The sequence below is a fragment of the Planococcus massiliensis genome, from assembly GCF_000821325.1.
Taxonomy (GTDB): domain Bacteria; phylum Bacillota; class Bacilli; order Bacillales_A; family Planococcaceae; genus Planococcus; species Planococcus ruber.
This window is the reverse complement of record NZ_CCXS01000001.1, coordinates 2,281,031-2,300,500: the sequence shown is the minus strand read 5'-3', so window position 1 is coordinate 2,300,500 and position 19,470 is coordinate 2,281,031. Positions and strand designations below refer to the sequence as shown.

Here is a 19,470-nt window from a genome sequence, read left to right as displayed (position 1 = left end):
ATGGCTAAAAACTTGGAAAAGTTATCTTCAGAAATGGAGAACTATTTAAAGCAGCTGAAAGACGGATTAGAGTCGATTCTAGGAGATGAAATTACCGGGACGTACGTTCATGGCTCGCTTGCTCTTGGTGGATTTAACCCGGAGAGAAGCGATGTCGATTTGATGGTTGTGGTACGAAACCCTCTGCCTGAGAACATCCAAAAGGAATTGGCCCATTATTTACTGGGAATCTCTAATCATCCGCATCCAATAGAAATTAGTATCTTAGCCGAAAAGCAGCTTATACCTTGGAAGTTTCCAACACCGTATGAATTTCATTTCAGTGAATATTGGCGAGTTCGGTATGAACAGGAGCTGGCAGAACCGAAAGGCCTTTATTTTCATTCAGAGAAAAAAACGGATCCGGATCTGGCTGCACATATCACGATTTTACACCATTGCGGGATTTGCCTGTCGGGAAAGGCAATTGAGCTGGCCTTTCCGGAAGTGCCAAAGGAAGATTATCTCGCTTCACTGATAGGAGATTATGAAGAATGCTTGCAGGATATTTAGGAAAATCCGGTATATAGCATTTTGAACTTGATCCGAGTTTATTGGTATTTAAAAGAAGAAAAAATTGCTTCAAAGAAAGAAGCAGGCACATGGGGGAGCCGCGTTCTGCCGGAAACTTTCCGGCCTTTGATCCGCCAAGCCGCCCAGGTGTATGATCAAGCAGGAGCGAATGAAAAATTTAATGAAAAGGATTTAACTAAATATAAGGATTTTCTAAAAGTAGAAATCGAAGAACTTTTAGATGAAAAAGTGCGTCTCTCTTTATAAATAGACACTAAAGGAGAACTACATGAAACCAGCATTTATTTTTGATATGGATGGCACACTTTTTCAAACGGACCGAATTTTGGAAGCGGCGCTCGAAGATGCATTTTCACAGTTAAGAAACAGCGGGTTGTGGCACTCGCCAACACCAATTGAGAAGTACCGGGCCATCATGGGTGTGCCGCTGCCGAAAGTGTGGGAAACCTTATTGCCGGAACATCCCCAAATGGTCCGTGAGGAAACGAATGCGTATTTCCACGCACGCTTGATTTGGAATATCCAAAACGGCAAAGGCGCCCTTTATCCGAATGCCGAGAAATTATTCGGCTACTTGAAGGATGGGGGCTATCCAATTTTTATTGCGAGCAACGGGCAGAACGAATATCTCAAAGCGATCGTGGATTTTTATGGATTGGATCAATGGGTGACTGAAACCTTCAGCATCGAACAAATCCCGACCTTGGATAAAAGGGATCTTGTAAAATCGATTGTTGAAAAACACGCCATTTTAGAAGGAGCAGTTATCGGAGACCGCCTTTCTGATATTCAAGCGGCAAAAGCAAATGGATTAACCGCTATCGGCTGCCGATTTGATTTTGCGCAGGAATCGGAACTGAGAGAAGCGCATTTTATCGTTGAAGACCTTCAGGAAATCAAAGGGATTCTTCCGGAAATTAGAAAAAATATACTTTGAATATCAAAGTCTAATCGTGTTCTTTCTTAGAACAGTTGACTGCTAAAACACCGTCTTTCTCAAGAAAAACGGTGTTTTTCTATTTCCATTTTCCTCTAGCTTATTTTGTTTTGAAACGGGGTAAGGATTATATAGTTCTTCATAAGCGGATTTTGTATACATAGCAAGCCATTTGACATAGGCTTTGAACTTCCGTAACATGAACAATTGTGATAAAAAAACAGGGAGGTACTATATGAAGAAAGTAACCAATGTCTTCTGGATTTCGCTTGCGCTTGTTTTGCTGGCAGTAGCATACGGCGCATTCGCTCCAGATAATTTCGCAGAAGTTACAGGAAATATAGAAGGATTCCTGACAACTTCGTTCGGGTGGTATTATTTATTGATCGTGTCGATCATGGTTCTGTTCTGCCTATTTTTCCTCATCAGTCCGATGGGGCAAATCAAATTGGGGAAAGAAAATGAAAAACCGGAATTCTCATTTATTACGTGGGTCTCGATGCTGTTCTCAGCAGGGATGGGTATCGGCTTAGTGTTCTGGGGTTCAGCTGAACCTCTTTCGCATTTCGCTATCAACCCCGCTACAGCAGAACCTGAGTCTGCGGAGGCATTCCGTGAATCGATGCGGTTCACTTTTTTCCATTGGGGAATTCATGCATGGGCCATTTATGGCGTCGTAGCGCTTGTGCTGGCCTATTTCCAATTCAGAAAAGGGGAGCCAGGTTTAATTTCATCGACGCTCAAGCCGCTCTTTGGCGATAAGATGAAAGGGCCATGGGGCATCCTGGTGGACGTCATTGCGATATTCGCTACGGCTATTGGGGTAGCAACCACACTTGGCTTCGGAGCGATCCAAATCAATGGCGGTCTGTCTTATTTATTCACCGGCATTCCGAATGATAATTTCATCGTTCAAATCATCATCATTGTTGTTGTGACCGTTCTTTTCACCATTTCTGCATGGAGCGGTGTCAGCAAAGGCATCAAGTATTTATCCAATACGAATATGGTGCTCGCTATCATCTTGCTGATCATGGTCGTGATCGTGGGGCCAACGCTGCTCATTCTCAATACGTTTACGGATACGATCGGAAGCTATGTACAGAATATCGCGCAGATGAGTTTCCGGACAGCGCCAGTGGATTCAGAAGAACGCGCTTGGATTGACGGCTGGACCATTTTCTATTGGGCATGGTGGATTTCATGGGCGCCATTTGTCGGCATTTTCATTGCCCGCGTATCCAGAGGGCGCACGATTCGCCAGTTCTTGACAGGGGTCTTGATGATTCCAGCCATTTTCAGTTTTATTTGGTTTGCGACATTCGGCACCACTGCTATGGACGTTCAAAAAAGCGGAGTGGATTTAACTGGATTATTGACGGAAGAAACCTTATTTGCGATTTTCAATGAATTGCCGCTCGGCATCATTATGTCGATTGTGGCGGTTATTTTAATTGCAGTATTCTTCGTTACTTCAGCCGATTCCGCTACCTTCGTTCTGGGGATGCAGTCGACGAACGGGTCGCTGGATCCGGCCAATACCGTGAAAATATCGTGGGGCGTTTCGGTATCCCTGATTGCGGTGATTTTACTGTCGACTGGAGGCTTGGATGCGCTTCAGACGGCGCTGATCATTGCCGCCTTCCCGTTCTCCTTCATTATGCTGATGATGATGGGATCCTTCTACAAGGCAATCAATCTGGAATACAAAGCCATTAAACGCAAACGATAAAACCGCCGCTTCGGCGGTTTTTTTGCATGAGAAGCGGTATAATGGAGAGAGTGTTTGACGAAGGTGAGGAATAAAGATGAATGAGAAACCGCATGTTTTATTAGTAGACGGAATGGCGCTGCTGTTCCGTTCGTTCTTTGCAACTTCTGCTGTGGGCCAGTATTTCCGGACAACAGAAGGGCTTGCGACAAACGGGGTCCAAGGATTTGCGCGCCACGTGCTGGCAGCAAAAACCATGATGAAACCGACGCATTTGGCTGTCTGTTGGGATATGGGGGCGACGACATTCCGCACGGAAATGTTCGACGGCTATAAAGCAAACCGGCCTGCGCCGCCGGAAGATATGCTGCACCAATTCGATTTGGCGAAAAAAGTATCGGAGCAATTGGGCTGGAAAAATTACGGCGAAGCCGGCATCGAAGCAGATGATTTTATCGGTTCGTTCACAAAGCAATGGGAAGGCGAAGCGGACTTTACCATTATTACAGGTGATAAAGACATGCTTCAGCTACTGAACCCTTCCGTAAAAATTGCGTTCATGAAAAAAGGCTTCCATATTTACGATGTGTACAATGAAGACCGCTTTAAAGAAGAATACGGCATTTCGCCTGTGCAGTTTGCCGACGTAAAAGCGTTTATGGGCGACCCGAGTGATGGCTATCCGGGAGTTAAAGGAATCGGGCCGAAGACCGCTTTGCAGCTGATCCAAAATTACGGTTCAACAGATGGCGTGCTTGCCGCAATCGACGAGTTAAAACCGGCGCAAAAGAAAAAGATAGAAGAGCATAAAGATATGCTGCTTCTATCTAAAGAACTTGCGGTCATCAAATGCGACATTCCGCTCGATGTATCGCTCGATGAAATTGTGGTGCCGAATTACACAAACGATATGGTCCAATTATTCGATGACCAGGAATTGAAATTGCTGGCCCGCCAATTGGAGAAAAGTTTGGCTCCGGTCAATCCGTTTGAGTAGGAATGATTTTTAAGAACGTCAGAACTTTTCGGTTCTGCTCATAAGAAACCGCCTGGACTTTACTCGGGCGGTTTCTTTTTCCGTTGTCGTGGATAAACAGGATCAAATCATCCGGACGTTCTTCAAAGCCGATCAGCGGAACCCAGTGATACTTATAGGAAGAAGGGAAGCGCCAGCGGAATGAAAAATACCGGTCGAACTTCATCGCCATCGGCCGGCCTTGCAGCAGCTCTTCTTTCACTTGATCAATGGAACGGGTTTTCGCCACACGGTATCTTTTCTTTCCAAAGCGGTTCAGTTTTCTTTTGAATCTCCAGGTGAACAGCCCGATGCGCGTCGTACCAAGTGCGCGGTAAAGTTCATTGACATCATAGTCCTGCTTTTCATGATGCTTTAGAATCGCAGCGGCGGTTGTCGGGCCGCAAGCGGAACCTTGCAGCTCCGGCGCAATCGACGGGTCGTATTGGGACATGCCTTGAAATGGAATGAGCACTTTCATCGCCAACACCTCCTGTAAGGATCACATGGAATAAAGCGATTCGTCCCGTTCGCTCAGCAAACTCTTCAAAGCAGCGCGGAACGTGTTAAAGACTTCGAGCTCTACTTGAATTCCTGCGTGTACAATTTCACGTACAAAACGAGGGTTAAATCCGACGTAAATTGGGCGAAGGCCCATCAGTTTTAAAGCGCTGTTCAATTGCGAAAGCTCATTGGCCAATTCGTTGTAGTCGAATGATTCCACATCTTCCATGCGGACACCGGTAAAATCAAAGACGACACAATAGATTTCCCGGTTATCGGCTGCATGCTGGAGCACTTTCGTACGGATGGTTTCAAACCGTTCGCTGAAAATATATCCGGCAATCGGCACTAAAATCGTATTCGGCACGATAGAAGGGATGATGGGCGCTGACATATTGCGGATCACTTTTTCGTAATGCTTGATCAATTCTTTTAGTTCTTGAATTTCATTGGTTGAATCCATAAGTACACCTCAATTTAATTTGTTTCCCCAGCCATTTTACCAAACTCCCGATGCAGCGAAGCGATGAAAGTGTCAAGGAATGGAGAATCTTTACAATGACATCTATTATAGCGCAAAAAAAAGAAATAGACGAATGTCTATTTCTCCTGAGAAGCTAAAAAGTCTGTGACTGATTCAGGCGATTTTGCGTTTGCGCTGTGCAAGTGCGCTGTTTTTTCACCGTTTTTGAAAATCAGCAAGCTTGGAATGCCCATTACTTCATATTTTTCTGCCAGTTCAGGCAGCTCATCACGGTTTACGTCATACCAAGTGTATTGGTTGTATTCTTCGACGATCGGGTCGATGAACATATCCATGCGTGTGCAATCCGGGCACCATCCTGCTTGGAATTTAACAATGACAGGATCAGTTCCTCCTATTACAGTGTTGAATTGTTCAGTTGATGTAATTGGTTTCATCATTTCTCCTCCTTAACTGGTTCTTCTTCAGTTTACCTTGTCTGCCGCTTTTCGAAAAGAAAACAAACTTGAAAGGAATGGATATTTTTAAGGATTAAATATTGCGAAAAAAGGAAAAATAATTTACACTAAGGTCATAGAGAACGTTCTATTTTTTTTACGATAAAAATGAATGAGGATTCATTCAAAAAACTCAAGGAGGGTTTGCTCGTGGCATACCAAATCAAAAAAGCGGCGGTGCTCGGTTCAGGCGTTATGGGTTCAGGAATTGCAGCACACCTTGCAAACATAGGAATTCCCGTACTATTGCTGGACATTGTACCGCGTGAATTGACAGAAGCAGAGCAGGGGAAAGGTTTGTCTCTCGAAGACAAAGCCGTGCGCAATCGAATTGCTTCCACTTCAATTCAGAAGCTGTTGAAACAAAAACCGGCTCCACTGACTGCAAAGAAAAATCTTCAATTGATTACTCCAGGAAACTTAGAAGACGATTTGGAAAAACTAAAAGATGTTGATTGGATCATCGAAGTGATTGTTGAAAACTTGGATGTGAAAAAATCTTTATATGAAAAAATCGACGCGGTGAGAAAACCAGGCACGATTATTACGTCCAATACATCAGGCATCAGCATCAACGCCATGGCAGAAGGGCGCTCAGAAGATTTCGGCAAGCATTTCCTTGGAACGCATTTCTTCAATCCCCCGCGCTACTTGAAATTGCTTGAAGTGATTCCTGCGAATACGACAGCGCCGGAAGTGGTTGAGTTCATGGTGAAATTCGGTGAAGACCGCCTTGGGAAAGGCGTCGTTATCGCAAAAGATACACCAAACTTTATTGCGAACCGCATCGGTACATACGGCTTATTGGTGACGCTCCGTGAAATGCAGAGCCGCGGCTACTCTATCGGTGAAGTGGATTCAGTCACTGGCCCGTTGATCGGCCGGCCGAAATCAGCGACGTTCCGGACCTTGGATGTTGTCGGACTTGATACGTTCATGCATGTTGCCAAAAACGTCTATGACCAAACTTCTGGAGACGAGCAAAAAGTGTTTGAAGCCCCTGAATTTATGAAGAAAATGGTGGAAAACGGCTGGCTTGGCGCAAAATCGGGCCAAGGGTTCTTCGTGAAAAAAGACAAGGAAATCCATGAACTGGATCCGGAAACCCTGGAATACCGCCCAGCCGGAAAATTGAAAACGCCTTCACAAGAAATGGCGAAGCAGCAAAAAGGCTTATCCGCGAAAATGAAAACGCTTGTTTACGCTGAAGACCGTACAGGTGAATTGCTATGGAGCATCCTTTCGCCGACGCTACGCTATTCGGCAGAGTTAAACGGTGAAATCGCTGATGATATCGTCGCCATCGATAATGCGATGAAATGGGGCTTCGGTTGGCAGCAAGGTCCATTTGAAACGTGGGATGCAATCGGCGTCCAAAAATCCGTTGAAAAAATGAAGCAGGAAGGCCATGAGACGCCCGTCTTCGTGCAGCAGTTACTCGATTCAGGCAACGAAAGCTTCTATAAAGAAGAAAACGGAGATCTTTACTTCTTTGACGGAACGGATTACAAGCCGGTGCCGGTCAATGAAAAAGTCATTGATCTTAAGAGATATAAGAAAAAGCACGGCGTCATCAAATCAAATTCAGGAGCTAGCCTGATCGATCTTGGCGACGGCATCGCCTTGCTGGAATTCCATTCCCGCTCGAATGCAATCGGCCTGGATATCATGCAAATGATTAATTTCGCTGTAGATGAAGTAGAAAAGAACTTTAAAGGCTTAGTCATCGGGAACCAAGGAAAGAACTTCTGTGTCGGTGCGAATCTGGGCATGATTTTGATGGAAGCTCAAGACGACAACATCTTTGAACTCGACTTCACGATCAAAACGTTCCAAAACGCCATGATGAAGATTAAATACAGTCCAAAACCGGTCGTAGCAGCGCCATTTGGCATGTCGCTTGGCGGCGGAGCGGAAGTCGCGTTGCCGGCAGCCCACATCCAGGCTTCGATGGAAACGTATATGGGCCTTGTTGAAGCAGGTGTCGGACTGATTCCAGGCGGCGGCGGAAACAAAGAGCTCTACATCAAACATTTGAAAGGCTTGCCGAACGGCGTAAATGTGGATCTTCAGAATATCGCGAGCAATGTTTTTGAATCGATTGCGATGGCCAAAGTATCGACTTCTGCCGAAGAAGCGCGCGAAAACAACTTCCTGAACTTCGTTGACGGAATTTCAGTGAACAGCGACCACTTGATCTACGATGCGAAGCAAGCAGCGTTAGCTTTATATGAAAATGGCTACCAAGCGCCGCTTCGCGAAAAGATTCCCGTTACCGGCGAACCGGGCTACGCAACGCTTCTTTTGGGAGCGCAAGGCATGCTCAGTTCCGGCTATATCAGCGAATACGATTTGAAAATAGCGAAAAAACTGGCCTATGTGCTATCAGGAGGCAAACTTCCTTACGGCACGAAAGTGGACGAACAGTATCTATTGGATTTGGAGCGGGAAGCGTTCCTAAGCCTTGTCGCAGAACCAAAAACCCAGCAGCGGATGCAGCATATGCTCGTTAAAGGCAAACCGCTCCGCAACTAAGAGTTCGATATTAAAGGAGGAAACAACATGCGCGAAGCAGTAATCGTGGCCGGAGCACGCACGCCGGTCGGTAAAGCAAAAAAAGGCTCTCTCGCCACAGTGCGCCCGGATGATTTCGGGGCACTTGTTGTCAGAGAAGCATTAAACCGGGCTGGATATGATGGCCCAATAGATGATTTGATTATGGGCTGTGCGATGCCGGAAGCGGAACAAGGCATGAACATTGCGCGCAATATCGGAGCGCTTGCCGGACTGCCGGATACGACTCCTGCAGTAACGATCAACCGTTTTTGTTCTTCGGGGCTGCAGTCAATTGCCTATGCAGCGGAACGGATTATGGTAGGTTCTGCAGAAGCGATCATTGCAGGCGGCGTCGAATCGATGAGCATGGTGCCGATGATGGGCAACGTCATCCGTCCGAATGCGAAACTCGCTGAAACTGCACCGCAATACTACATGAGCATGGGGCATACAGCAGAGCAGGTCGCCACCCAGTACGGCGTAAGCCGGGCTGATCAGGATGCTTTTGCGGTCCGTTCCCACGAAAAAGCTGCAGCTGCCATCGAAAAAGGCCATTTCGTAGAAGAAATCGTGCCGGTCGAAGTGACAAAGCGATTCGTGGATGAAAACAATAAATACCAGGAAAAAATATTTAAGTTTGAAATGGATGAAGGGGTACGCCACGGCACGACCGTCCAGACATTGGATAAATTGCGGGCAGCCTTTTCTGCACGCGGCACCGTCACAGCAGGAAATTCTTCCCAAACTTCAGACGGTGCTGGCGCACTTCTTGTAATGGACCGCGAAAAAGCGGAATCATTGGGATTGAAGCCGATTGCGAAATTCCGTTCCTTCGCGACAGGCGGCGTGCCGCCGGAAGTGATGGGAATCGGACCCGTTGTCGCGATTCCAAAAGCATTGAAACTGGCTGGACTTTCCATCGAAGACATCGACGTTTGGGAATTGAACGAAGCCTTCGCTTCCCAGTCGCTTGGCGTTATCCGCGAGCTTGGACTGGATATCGATAAAGTGAACTTTAATGGCGGTGCGATTGCACTCGGCCATCCACTGGGCGCAACCGGATCCATCTTAACGCTGCGCATGATGAGCGAACTCAAGCGCCAAGGAAAGCAATTCGGCGTTGTCACGATGTGCATCGGCGGCGGAATGGGCGCAGCAGGCGTCTTTGAAATGCTATAGAAGAAATTTTATGAGTTGAAGGTTAAGAATCTATCCACCGCTTCAGTCGGTCCGGGCAGGAAAATGATCATTAATTCTGTATTGCTGCGCCAGCTTCTAAACATAAAAGTGCGTTGCTCTTGCACAGATTCAACGTAAATGGAAGCCTTGATATGGAGCAAAACAGCGGAGACTCCTGCGGGAACAGTGAAGTGCTAAGATCCACTCGGGCGTCTAGCCCGAGTTAGCTTAGCGCGAGCCCGCGGAAAGCGCAGCTGTTTTGCGGAATATCAATTAGTAAAACTACTTAGTTCAACTTATATAAACATAAATTAGGAGGAATGAAAAATGGCAGAGTCAAAAACGTTAATTAAAGGCGGCAGTTTTTTAATTGAAGATGCAGATTTATCACGGGTATTCACACCGGAAGATTTTACAGAAGAGCATAAAATGATCGCAAAAACGACGGAGGATTATGTGAACAACGAAGTCATGCCTGTCGTCGAAAAATTGGAAAACCACGAATTTGAGCATTCCGTGCGTTTATTGAAATCAGCAGGTGACCTTGGGTTGCTTGGAGCCGATGTTCCGGAACAATACGGCGGACTGGGCCTCGATAAAATTGCTTCCGCTCTAATCGCAGAGAAAATGTCGAAAGCGGGCGGATTCTCGATCACACACGGTGCGCACGTCGGCATCGGATCCTTGCCAATCGTACTTTTCGGAAACGAAGACCAAAAACAGAAATACTTGCCGCGCCTTGCGACAGGTGAAATGATCGCTGCTTACGCGTTGACGGAGCCAAGTTCAGGATCCGATGCATTGGGTGCAAAAACCGTAGCGAAGCTTAACGAAGCAGGCACACATTTCGTCTTGAACGGCGAAAAGCAATGGATCACAAACGCAGGGTTCGCGGATGTATTCGTGGTTTATGCGAAAATCGACGGAGATAAATTCTCTGCATTTATCGTAGAACGCGAATTCCCAGGCGTATCGGTTGGACCGGAAGAAAAGAAACTGGGGATCAAATCTTCTTCAACGCGCACACTGATCTTAGAAGACGCAGAAGTGCCGGTTGAAAACTTGCTGGGTGAAGCAGGGCGCGGCCACATCATCGCCTTCAACATCTTGAACATCGGACGCTATAAATTGGGCGTAGGCACAATCGGAGCTTCAAAACGTGCAATGGAATTGACGATTCCTTATACAAACCAGCGCCAGCAATTCAAAACGCCGATTTCTTCATTCAACTTGACGCGTGAGAAATTAGCGACAATGGCTTCCCATCTATACGCGGTTGAAAGTTCCGTTTACCGCACCGTCGGCTTGTTCGAAGACCGCATGAGCGGATTCACGGATGAAGAACATGCGGACGGCAAATTGGTCGCAAGCGCTATTGCTGAATTCGCTGTGGAATGCTCAATGAATAAATTCTTCGGAACGGAAACTTTGGATTATATCGTCGATGAAGGCGTACAAATGCACGGTGGATACGGCTTTATGCAAGAGTACGAAATCGAGCGCATCTACCGCGATTCGCGCATCAACCGTATTTTCGAAGGAACAAACGAAATCAACCGCTTGCTTGTACCGGGAACGTTGATCCGCAAAGCAGTCAAAGGCGAACTTCCATTGCTTCAGCATGCACAGCAATTGCAGGAAGAATTGCTGATGATGATGCCGGAAGAAATCGGCACAGAAGCTTTGGCGCAAGAAAAATACTTGGTGAAAAATGCCAAGAAGATTGCGTTGCTGGCAGCAGGCCTTGCAGCACAAACATTCGGCACGAAACTTGAAAATGAGCAGGAAGTGCTTGTCAATATCGCGGACATCGTAAGCAACGTTTTCGCGATGGAATCTGCAGTGCTTCGCACAGAAAAAGCGATTGCAGCTTCAGGCGAAGAAAAAGCCCAGCAAAAATTGCTTTATACGCAAATCTATTGCCAAGAAGCGTTTGATAAAATCGAAAAAGACGCGAAGGAAACATTATTGGCTGCAATCGAAGGCGACAACCAGCGCATGATGCTTTCAGCGCTTCGCAAATTGACGCGTTCAACGCCTTACAACGTCATCGCGAAAAAACGCGAAGCGGCGGTAAAATTGATCGAAGCGGAAAAATACGTCGTGTGATTTTTTGTAAAGCGCAGCTTGCGGGCTGCGCTTTTTTTCTCGTCGACCATCCGCCTTTATTTTGGTAAGCTTGTGGAAAAGGAGGTTTCTATATGATTACCTATTACGCTTATCCAAAATGCACAACGTGCCGCAAAGCGAAAAAATGGCTGGAGCAGAACGGCGTGGAATTCAATGAGATCCACATCGCTGAAAATCCGCCGTCAAAAGAAGAGCTAAGAAAGATTTATGAGAGCAGCGGCATGGAATTGAAGAAATTCTTCAATACTAGCGGCATGATCTACCGATCGCTTGGCTTGAAAGAAAAGTTATTCAATATGTCCGAAGACGAACAGCTGGAATTGCTGGCATCTGACGGCATGCTGATTAAACGTCCGCTGGCTTTTGACGGCCAGAAAACGACGCTTGGGTTCAAGGAAGCGGATTATCAGAATGCTTGGCTCTGACGCATTTGAAATCTTGTATTTCAATGGGGTTTATGTCAAACTGAAATTGAGTTAACTACATATCTGGAGGGATTTCGATGAGTACACCACAAGAACTTCGTTATTCAAAAGAACATGAATGGGTAAAAGTAGAAGGCGGCACTGCCCGCATTGGCATTACGCATTTTGCACAAGCTGAACTTGGCGATATCGTTTTTGTTGAGCTTCCGCAAATCGGCGACGAAATTAAGAAAGATGAGCCATTCGGCAGCGTTGAATCGGTAAAAACGGTATCAGAATTATACGCACCAATCAGTGGACGTGTCATCGAAGTGAACGCGGAACTCGAAGACAATCCGGAACATGTGAACGAGTCTCCATACGAACAAGCATGGATGGTGGTAATCGAATCTCCGAATGAAGCTGAAGTTGGCGAATTGATGACTGCAGACCAATACAAAGAAATGATCAATGAATAAAATCAAAGCGCCTTTTCGGGCGCTTTTTTTCATCCCCAAATTTGAATAGGCAGGATCCTAGAACAAATCCAGCAATCGTTTTATAATAAGATGTATGAACTCATGCTTAAAAGCTTTTGCAAATTGAGGCAGCTATCTACTTCCTGTGAGGTGTAGTCTTATGGAAAAGGTGATCGTGGTCGAAGGGCGCAGCGACAAAACCCGAATTGCACCGCTCATTGCAGAACCCGTGACGATTCTATGCACAAATGGTACAGTAAGTGCGTCAAGGCTTGAAGAATTGCTGCTGCCTTATGAGGATCTGGATATCATCATTCTGGTAGACGCGGATAAATCAGGTGAACAGCTCCGGAAACTAGTTAAACGGGAATTTCCGGAAGCCCGGCATTTCTATATCAACCGAAGCTATAAGGAAGTGGCGGCAACACCGATCCGGATCTTGCTGGACGTACTGATTTCAGCAAATGTTCAAGTCAATAAGCTAGTAACCGAGGGATGAACAAGATGAATGAATGGACACATAAAGAATGGCTGAAAGAAAAGAACACCCATCAATCAGCCGCTTACTATTTATATACGCCCATGTGCGGCACCTGCCAGGTTGCTTCTAAGATGATGGATGTCGTCAAAGAACTGGTCCCGAATGTCCGCTTGGGCAAAGCGAATTTAAATTATGTACAGGAAATTGCTTCTTTGTATCAAGTCGAAAGCGTGCCATGCCTCCTCATTACAGAGAATGGCCGATTGAAGGAAAAGATCTATGCGTTTCATTCGGTGCCTTTTTTATACGAAAAGTTAAAAACGGTTGACGAATAAACCCCTGCATGGTAAATTGAATTTCTGATTACTAATTAAATAGCGTAACTCTTATTAAGAGTGGTGGAGGGAAGTGCCCTATGAAGCCCGGCAACCGTCATGAAAATGAAATGGTGCCAAATCACACAAAGTCTGACTTTGGAAGATGAGAGAACGGTTATCGTGTTATTGCACGTTCACCCTTCTGCTCAATGGTGCGCAGAAGGGTTTTTTATTTTTGGGGGCAGGAGTTGTAAAAGATGATTGAATTGAAAAAACTATCGAAGGTATTCGATACAGGAAAAGGGGCCCTTACCGCCGTTGATGATGTGGACTTGTCCATTGCAGCCGGTGAAATTTTCGGCATCATCGGCTATAGCGGCGCCGGTAAAAGTACGTTGATCCGGTTATTGAACGGTTTGGAAAAACCATCAAGCGGATCGGTTGTCATCAATGGCCAAAACATCACGGCGATAAAAGGCAGCGAACTTCGCAAAGCCCGGCAGAAAGTCAGCATGATTTTCCAGCATTTCAACTTGCTGTGGTCGCGCACGGTCAAAGAGAATATTGAATTTCCGCTTGAAATCGCAGGTGTGCCGAAAAACAAGCGAGATGCGCGCGTGTTGGAACTGGTCGAATTGGTCGGTTTAAAAGGACGGGAAAATGCGTATCCATCCCAGCTGTCGGGCGGGCAGAAACAGCGGGTCGGCATTGCAAGAGCCCTCGCGAACGAACCGGAAGTGCTGCTTTGCGATGAAGCGACTTCTGCACTGGATCCGCAAACAACGGACTCGATTCTCGAATTGCTGGTCGATATCAACAAGCGGCTCGGATTGACGATTGTTTTGATTACCCACGAAATGCACGTCATCCGGAAGATTTGCCACCGGGTAGCTGTAATGGAAGGCGGGCGCGTAGTAGAGCTCGGCGATGTGCTGCAAGTTTTCCAGTCGCCGAAAGCAGAAATTACAAAGCGGTTTGTGGCTCAGGTGACAGATACGGAAGACTCCCAGGAAACGATAAAAAATCTGCGGAAGCTGTATCCGACGGGCGAATTGGTCAAATTGGTTTTTGTCGGCGACCAGACCGAACAGCCGATTTTAACCCAGCTGATCCGCAAGTATCCAGTCGATGTCAACATCGTGCAAGGGAACATCGCCCATACGCAGCGCGGCGCTTACGGAACCTTGGTTTTACAGATGAAAGGCTCTGCCCAGGAAATTAGCGAGGCGCTCGCTTACTTGAATGCAGAAAGCGTTCAAACGGAGGTGATGTCAAATGGTTGAATCATTATTCCCGAACGTTGATTGGGAGAACATGTGGGAAGCGACGCTTGAAACGCTTTACATGACGGCCATGTCCACGTTCTTCACATTTGTCATTGGGCTGGTTCTCGGAATCGTACTCTTTTTGACAGCACCAAAACAATTATGGGCAAATAGCATCGTCAATTGGCTGACCGGTGCATTTGTCAATATTTTCCGGTCTATTCCGTTTATTATTCTCATTATCTTATTGATTCCATTTACAAAATTCCTGATCGGCACCATTCGCGGACCGAACGCGGCTTTGCCGGCGCTGATTATCGGTGCGGCTCCGTTTTATGCACGCATGGTGTTGATTGCGTTAAAAGAAATTGACAAAGGCGTCATTGAAGCTGCGCGCTCAATGGGAGCGACCACGTGGACGATTATCCGCAAAGTGCTTTTGCCGGAATCCAAGCCGGCGCTGCTTTCAGGAATTACCGTTACCGCTATCGCGCTTGTCGGATACACGGCGATGGCCGGCATTATTGGTGCCGGTGGACTGGGGACTTTGGCTTTCCTTGATGGATTCCAACGGAGCCGTGAAGATGTCACGCTGATGGCGACAATTTTGATCTTGGTGATTGTGTTTGCAATTCAATTTATCGGCGATTGGATGACCACTCGTTCAGATAAGCGTTAACCATAAAACATTTTAGAAAAAAGGGAGATCACAAACATGAAGAAACTTGTAGCAGGAACATTACTATCCGTACTGGCATTAGCGGGCTGCGGAAGCGACAACGGCGGATCAAGCGAAGAGTCGAGCACATTAAAAGTCGGGGCATCCAACGTACCGCACGCGGAAATTTTAGAAAAAGCCAAACCGATTCTGGAAGAGCAAGGCATTGACTTGGAAATTGAAACGTACCAAGATTACATCCTGCCAAACCAGGATTTGGATTCAGAAGAAATTGATGCGAACTACTTCCAGCACATCCCGTACTTGGAGTCTCAAATTGAAGAATTCGGCTATGATTTTGAAAACGCCGGCGGCATCCACATTGAGCCAATCGGCGTTTATTCACAAAAGTATGCATCATTAGAAGAACTGCCTGAAGGCGCAACAATTCTAATGAGCAACTCGGTAGCCGACCATGGCCGGATCTTATCGCTTCTTGAAGCAGAAGGGTTGATCACTTTAGCTGAAGGCGTCGATAAGACAGTAGCTGAAGTGAGCGATATCGTGGAAAACCCGAAAAACCTTGAATTTGATGCAAACTACGAAGCAGCATTGATGGTTCAATTATACGAATCTGGCGAAGGCGATGCGTTGTTGATCAACTCGAACTATGCGATTGATGCCGGATTGAACCCGCTGGAAGATGCCATTGCTTTGGAAAGTTCTGAGTCTCCATACGTAAACGTGATTGCTGTTAGAGCTGGCGATGAAGACAGTGAAAACGTGAAAGCTTTGGTTGACGTATTGAAATCAGAAGAAATCCAGGATTTTATCTTGGAAGAGTGGGGCGGTTCAGTCGTACCGGTTGACTGATCACTGCCAAAAAGAAGGCCCAAGTAAAATTGAGCCTTCTTTTTTTATGGGAAATTATAGCTAAACAAAAGAAAAATATCGTTTGTAGAATAATGAAAATATTACGAGAATAGGAGAATGGGTTACAATTATGTGCGCTCTGTGCTATTTTTAGATAATAAAATATACATTTGTTCATCTAGGGAGGACAATCGCATGAAGTTTAAAATCGGCTTATTGCCGCGAATTATTTTAGCCATTGCTTTGGGCGTCTTGATCGGTTCATTTGCGCCTGAATGGATGGCGCGCATCTTTGCGACATTTACGGCCGTCTTCGGAAATTTTCTTAATTTTGTTGTACCGCTCATTATTCTTGGTTTTATCGCTCCCGGCATTGCGAAGCTGGGAAAAGGATCTGGAAAACTGTTGGGGCTAGCAACAGGCTTTGCCTATGCTTCGACAATTGTTGCCGGAATCCTTGCATTCTTTGCAGCAAGTTCCATTTTGCCGAACTTTATGGAGAAAGGTTCCATGAGCGGTGTGGACGATCCGGCAGAATCTTTGGCAACCTCTTTTATCGATATGCCGATGGAGCCGGTTTTTGGCGTCATGACAGCATTGATTTTAGCGTTTTTGCTGGGAATCGGAATGGCTTCGACTGGCAGCAAGACGATGTTCTCATTTTTCGAAGAGTTTCAGTCCATCATTGAGAAAGTAATCACTTATGTGATCATTCCATTGTTGCCGTTCCACATTTTCGGAATTTTTGCCAATATGGCATACGGCGGCGCGGTAGCGAAAATTCTTTCCTTGTTCGCTGTCGTTTTTGTCCTGATCCTCATTTTGCATTGGGTCATGCTCGTGCTTCAATATTCAGCAGCAGGCGCAATGACGAAGAAAAATCCTTTTTTCTTATTGAAAACAATGTTGCCCGCTTATTTCACGGCTCTTGGAACGCAGTCATCTGCTGCTACCATTCCGGTAACGGTAAGACAAGCCCGGAAAACTGGAGCGAACGAACGAGTTGTAGATTTTGCAGTGCCGCTGTTTGCGACGATTCATTTGTCCGGCAGCACCATTACTTTGGTTTCTTGTTCAATTGGAGTTCTCTTTTTAAGTGGCCAAACGCCTTCTTTCACTTCGTTTTTGCCTTTCATCTTCATGCTTGGCGTGACGATGATCGCTGCTCCCGGCGTTCCTGGCGGGGCCGTTATGGCGGCGCTTGGTTTGCTTGAAGTGATGCTTGGATTTGATCCGACAATGATTGCTTTAATGATTGCTTTGTATATGGCCCAAGACAGTTTTGGGACAGCCACAAACGTAACAGGCGACGGAGCATTGGCCATGATTGTCGACCGTTTCGCAAACGGCAAAAAGGTTTAGAATACATTTGAAATTCGCTCTATTCCGGCTATTCCCCCAACTATATACGCTTTTATAGGCTTATGCTATTATATGGAAGGATTATGATACCAAGGGGGAAAACATCATGAAAAAACTACTTGCAATCGGCTTTTCGGCTGCATTATTCTTAGGGGCTTGCAGCGATGATACAGCTTCTGATGAAAAAGCTTCAACCGATAAAGAAACAGAAGAAACAACTGAGCAAAATGGGGATGTAAAACAGGAAATGATGAAATTCTATCTTTCCATTTCGAAAACGATCAACGCAGTTGACGGCGACTTGAACGCTTACGAAAATGCCCAAGCGGAAGAAACGCTTCCAGAAGGTGCAGATCTTCAAACAATGAAGGACGCTGCAAAAACTTCAGCAGAAGAATCAGCGAACGCTGTCGAGGGAATTGAAATCCCTGCGGAGTTGGAAGAGCAGCAAGCAGATCTTGAAACTTCATTCGCATCAATTAAAGAAGCATATGATATGAAAGCGGAAGAGCTGACAAAAGAAGCGCCTTCTTTTGAAGCAGCAAACGCAAAATTCACAGAGGCTGATGAAAAACTTAACGCATTACTAGAAGAGCAGGGATTAATTCCTTCAAGCCTTCTTAACGAAGTATCTCAATAATCAACTCTGAAGACCCAGCCTAGCCTGGGTCTTTTGTTTTACATCAATTTTATCCGACGATGGGGCTAATTTCAGAAAAATCCGCTTAAATGGGTTTTTGCTGGAAAACAAGGGGTATAATGAGAGTGAAACAAAATCAGAGAGGAATGGTTCATTATCGATTCACACGGAATTGAACATACCGAAAAGATGGAACAGGCGTTTAGAAACGTACACGGATTTGGTATCGACGAATATCAAAACGACACTGACAAGATTGTACAAGTGGAACAACGGAGAGAACGAGATTATCAGCAAGGCCAGCAAGTGGCTGCTCGTTTAGAGCGTCTAGTACACCGTGACTAATAGAAAAGCAGAGCCAGCGCGAATGAGCGCTGGTTTTTTTATTGATATGTATTCTCATTTAGTTGAGCGGTATTGAAAATAAAATTCATGCAGCTCAAATGGAATTTCTCTTTAAAAACCTTGTTAAAATAAGGGTTATAAAATGTTTTTAACACAATTTTTGATTCGGTTTAAAGATTTGCTACTCAAGTGGATTTGGGTTAAGATTAGAATGATACTAATTAAGAATGGTTTCCATTCAAAATTCACTTTATGGAGGTATTTACATGTCAACTTTGGTCATTACAGATTTACACGTTAAAATCGAAGACAAAGAGATTTTAAAAGGTGTGAACTTAACAATTAATACAGGGGAAATCCATGCAATCATGGGACCTAACGGAACTGGGAAATCTACATTGGCTTCAGCTATTATGGGCCATCCTAAATATGAAGTGACGCAAGGAAGCATCACTTTGGACGGCGAAGACGTTCTGGAGATGGAAGTTGATGAACGCGCTCGCGCTGGCCTTTTCCTTGGAATGCAATACCCAAGCGAAATTTCTGGTGTGACGAATGCCGACTTTATGCGTTCGGCTATGAATGCTCGCCGTGAAGAAGGCGATGAAATTTCATTGATGAAATTCATCCGTGAATTGGATAAGAAAATGGACGTTCTTGATATGGACCAGGATATGGCTCAGCGCTACTTGAACGAAGGTTTCTCCGGCGGCGAGAAAAAACGCAACGAAATTCTTCAAATGATGATGATCAAACCGAAAATCGCTGTTCTTGATGAAATCGATTCCGGTTTGGACATTGATGCATTGAAAGTCGTTTCTGAAGGCGTTAACCAAATGAGAGGCGAAGACTTCGGCTGCTTGATCATCACTCACTACCAGCGTTTGCTGAACTACATCACTCCGGACCATGTCCACGTAATGATGCAGGGCCGTGTCGTGAAATCAGGCGGAGAAGAACTTTCTCACAAACTGGAAGCGGAAGGCTATGACTGGATCAAAGCTGAACTTGGAATTGAAGACGAGACTGTAGGACAGGAAGCATAATTGGAAGGGGAGAC

19 protein-coding genes, 2 pseudogenes and 1 riboswitch are annotated in these 19,470 nt (G+C 45.6%); of the genes and pseudogenes, 18 read left to right on the top strand and 3 right to left on the bottom strand.

The window, feature by feature from the left end; genetic code table 11:
- The 5 genes and pseudogenes from BN1080_RS11460 to BN1080_RS11440 all read left to right on the top strand — a co-directional run bounded on the left by BN1080_RS11460 (window position 1) and on the right by BN1080_RS11440 (window position 4,218).
- On the top strand, window positions 1–552 hold the full coding sequence (locus BN1080_RS11460) for a nucleotidyltransferase domain-containing protein (protein WP_052652200.1): 552 nt from the start codon (window positions 1–3) through the stop codon (window positions 550–552).
- A gap of 15 nt (window positions 553–567) precedes the next feature.
- A pseudogene (locus tag BN1080_RS11455) lies at window positions 568–819 on the top strand (aminoglycoside adenylyltransferase domain-containing protein); the annotation flags it as partial.
- A 13-nt stretch (window positions 820–832) separates the two neighbouring features.
- Window positions 833–1,510: pseudogene (locus tag BN1080_RS11450) on the top strand (HAD family hydrolase); the annotation flags it as partial.
- Between the two features lie 235 nt (window positions 1,511–1,745).
- Window positions 1,746–3,242, top strand: a complete 1,497-nt coding sequence (locus tag BN1080_RS11445; protein ID WP_052652197.1) for a glycine betaine uptake BCCT transporter — start codon at window positions 1,746–1,748, stop codon at window positions 3,240–3,242.
- 76 nt (window positions 3,243–3,318) lie between these two features.
- The gene (locus BN1080_RS11440) at window positions 3,319–4,218 is read left to right on the top strand and encodes a 5'-3' exonuclease (protein WP_052652196.1); all 900 of its coding nucleotides are present in this window, start codon (window positions 3,319–3,321) and stop codon (window positions 4,216–4,218) included.
- Here the strand turns inward: BN1080_RS11440 and BN1080_RS11435 are convergent.
- The 3 genes from BN1080_RS11435 to BN1080_RS11425 form a co-directional block, all read right to left on the bottom strand.
- Window positions 4,202–4,717 (bottom strand): C39 family peptidase, encoded by a 516-nt coding sequence (locus tag BN1080_RS11435; RefSeq protein WP_052652195.1) that lies wholly within the window; start codon window positions 4,715–4,717, stop codon window positions 4,202–4,204. The genes BN1080_RS11440 and BN1080_RS11435 overlap by 17 nt on opposite strands.
- Window positions 4,718–4,738: 21 nt before the next feature.
- Window positions 4,739–5,203: an STAS domain-containing protein gene (locus BN1080_RS11430; protein WP_052652194.1), complete on the bottom strand. Its 465-nt coding sequence runs from the start codon at window positions 5,201–5,203 to the stop codon at window positions 4,739–4,741.
- Between the two features lie 137 nt (window positions 5,204–5,340).
- On the bottom strand, window positions 5,341–5,661 hold the full coding sequence (locus tag BN1080_RS11425; protein WP_052652193.1) for a thioredoxin family protein: 321 nt from the start codon (window positions 5,659–5,661) through the stop codon (window positions 5,341–5,343).
- A gap of 210 nt (window positions 5,662–5,871) precedes the next feature.
- Between BN1080_RS11425 and BN1080_RS11420 the strand changes: the two genes are divergently transcribed.
- From BN1080_RS11420 to sufC, 13 genes are all read left to right on the top strand, one after another.
- Entirely contained in the window at window positions 5,872–8,256 is a 2,385-nt protein-coding gene (locus BN1080_RS11420; RefSeq protein WP_052652192.1) for a 3-hydroxyacyl-CoA dehydrogenase/enoyl-CoA hydratase family protein, read from the top strand.
- A 27-nt stretch (window positions 8,257–8,283) separates the two neighbouring features.
- Entirely contained in the window at window positions 8,284–9,456 is a 1,173-nt protein-coding gene (locus BN1080_RS11415; protein ID WP_052652191.1) for an acetyl-CoA C-acetyltransferase, read from the top strand.
- 327 nt (window positions 9,457–9,783) lie between these two features.
- Window positions 9,784–11,565 (top strand): acyl-CoA dehydrogenase family protein, encoded by a 1,782-nt coding sequence (locus BN1080_RS11410; RefSeq protein WP_052652190.1) that lies wholly within the window; start codon window positions 9,784–9,786, stop codon window positions 11,563–11,565.
- A 92-nt stretch (window positions 11,566–11,657) separates the two neighbouring features.
- Window positions 11,658–12,011, top strand: a complete 354-nt coding sequence (locus BN1080_RS11405; RefSeq protein ID WP_052652189.1) for an arsenate reductase family protein — start codon at window positions 11,658–11,660, stop codon at window positions 12,009–12,011.
- Between the two features lie 77 nt (window positions 12,012–12,088).
- Window positions 12,089–12,469 carry a glycine cleavage system protein GcvH gene (gene gcvH, locus BN1080_RS11400; protein ID WP_052652188.1) on the top strand — a complete coding sequence of 127 codons (381 nt, stop codon included), beginning with the start codon at window positions 12,089–12,091 and terminating at the stop codon, window positions 12,467–12,469.
- Window positions 12,470–12,629: 160 nt separating this feature from the next.
- Entirely contained in the window at window positions 12,630–12,968 is a 339-nt protein-coding gene (locus BN1080_RS11395; protein ID WP_052652187.1) for a ribonuclease M5, read from the top strand.
- Window positions 12,969–12,973: 5 nt separating this feature from the next.
- Complete coding sequence (locus tag BN1080_RS11390; RefSeq protein ID WP_052652186.1) at window positions 12,974–13,285, top strand: thioredoxin family protein; 312 nt, start codon at window positions 12,974–12,976, stop codon at window positions 13,283–13,285.
- A gap of 48 nt (window positions 13,286–13,333) precedes the next feature.
- A riboswitch (SAM riboswitch) is annotated at window positions 13,334–13,437 on the top strand.
- 87 nt (window positions 13,438–13,524) lie between these two features.
- Window positions 13,525–14,550, top strand: coding sequence for a methionine ABC transporter ATP-binding protein (locus BN1080_RS11385; protein WP_052652185.1), 1,026 nt, complete (start codon window positions 13,525–13,527; stop codon window positions 14,548–14,550).
- Window positions 14,543–15,211: a methionine ABC transporter permease gene (locus BN1080_RS11380; protein ID WP_052652184.1), complete on the top strand. Its 669-nt coding sequence runs from the start codon at window positions 14,543–14,545 to the stop codon at window positions 15,209–15,211. Before BN1080_RS11385 ends, BN1080_RS11380 begins: the two co-directional genes overlap by 8 nt.
- Before the next feature lie 36 nt (window positions 15,212–15,247).
- Window positions 15,248–16,063 carry a MetQ/NlpA family ABC transporter substrate-binding protein gene (locus BN1080_RS11375; protein WP_052652183.1) on the top strand — a complete coding sequence of 272 codons (816 nt, stop codon included), beginning with the start codon at window positions 15,248–15,250 and terminating at the stop codon, window positions 16,061–16,063.
- 195 nt (window positions 16,064–16,258) lie between these two features.
- Window positions 16,259–17,425, top strand: coding sequence for a dicarboxylate/amino acid:cation symporter (locus tag BN1080_RS11370; RefSeq protein WP_052652182.1), 1,167 nt, complete (start codon window positions 16,259–16,261; stop codon window positions 17,423–17,425).
- Window positions 17,426–17,531: 106 nt separating this feature from the next.
- Window positions 17,532–18,065, top strand: a complete 534-nt coding sequence (locus BN1080_RS11365; RefSeq protein WP_052652181.1) for a hypothetical protein — start codon at window positions 17,532–17,534, stop codon at window positions 18,063–18,065.
- Between the two features lie 611 nt (window positions 18,066–18,676).
- Window positions 18,677–19,456: a Fe-S cluster assembly ATPase SufC gene (gene sufC, locus BN1080_RS11360; RefSeq protein ID WP_052652180.1), complete on the top strand. Its 780-nt coding sequence runs from the start codon at window positions 18,677–18,679 to the stop codon at window positions 19,454–19,456.
- Window positions 19,457–19,470: the final 14 nt, after the last annotated feature.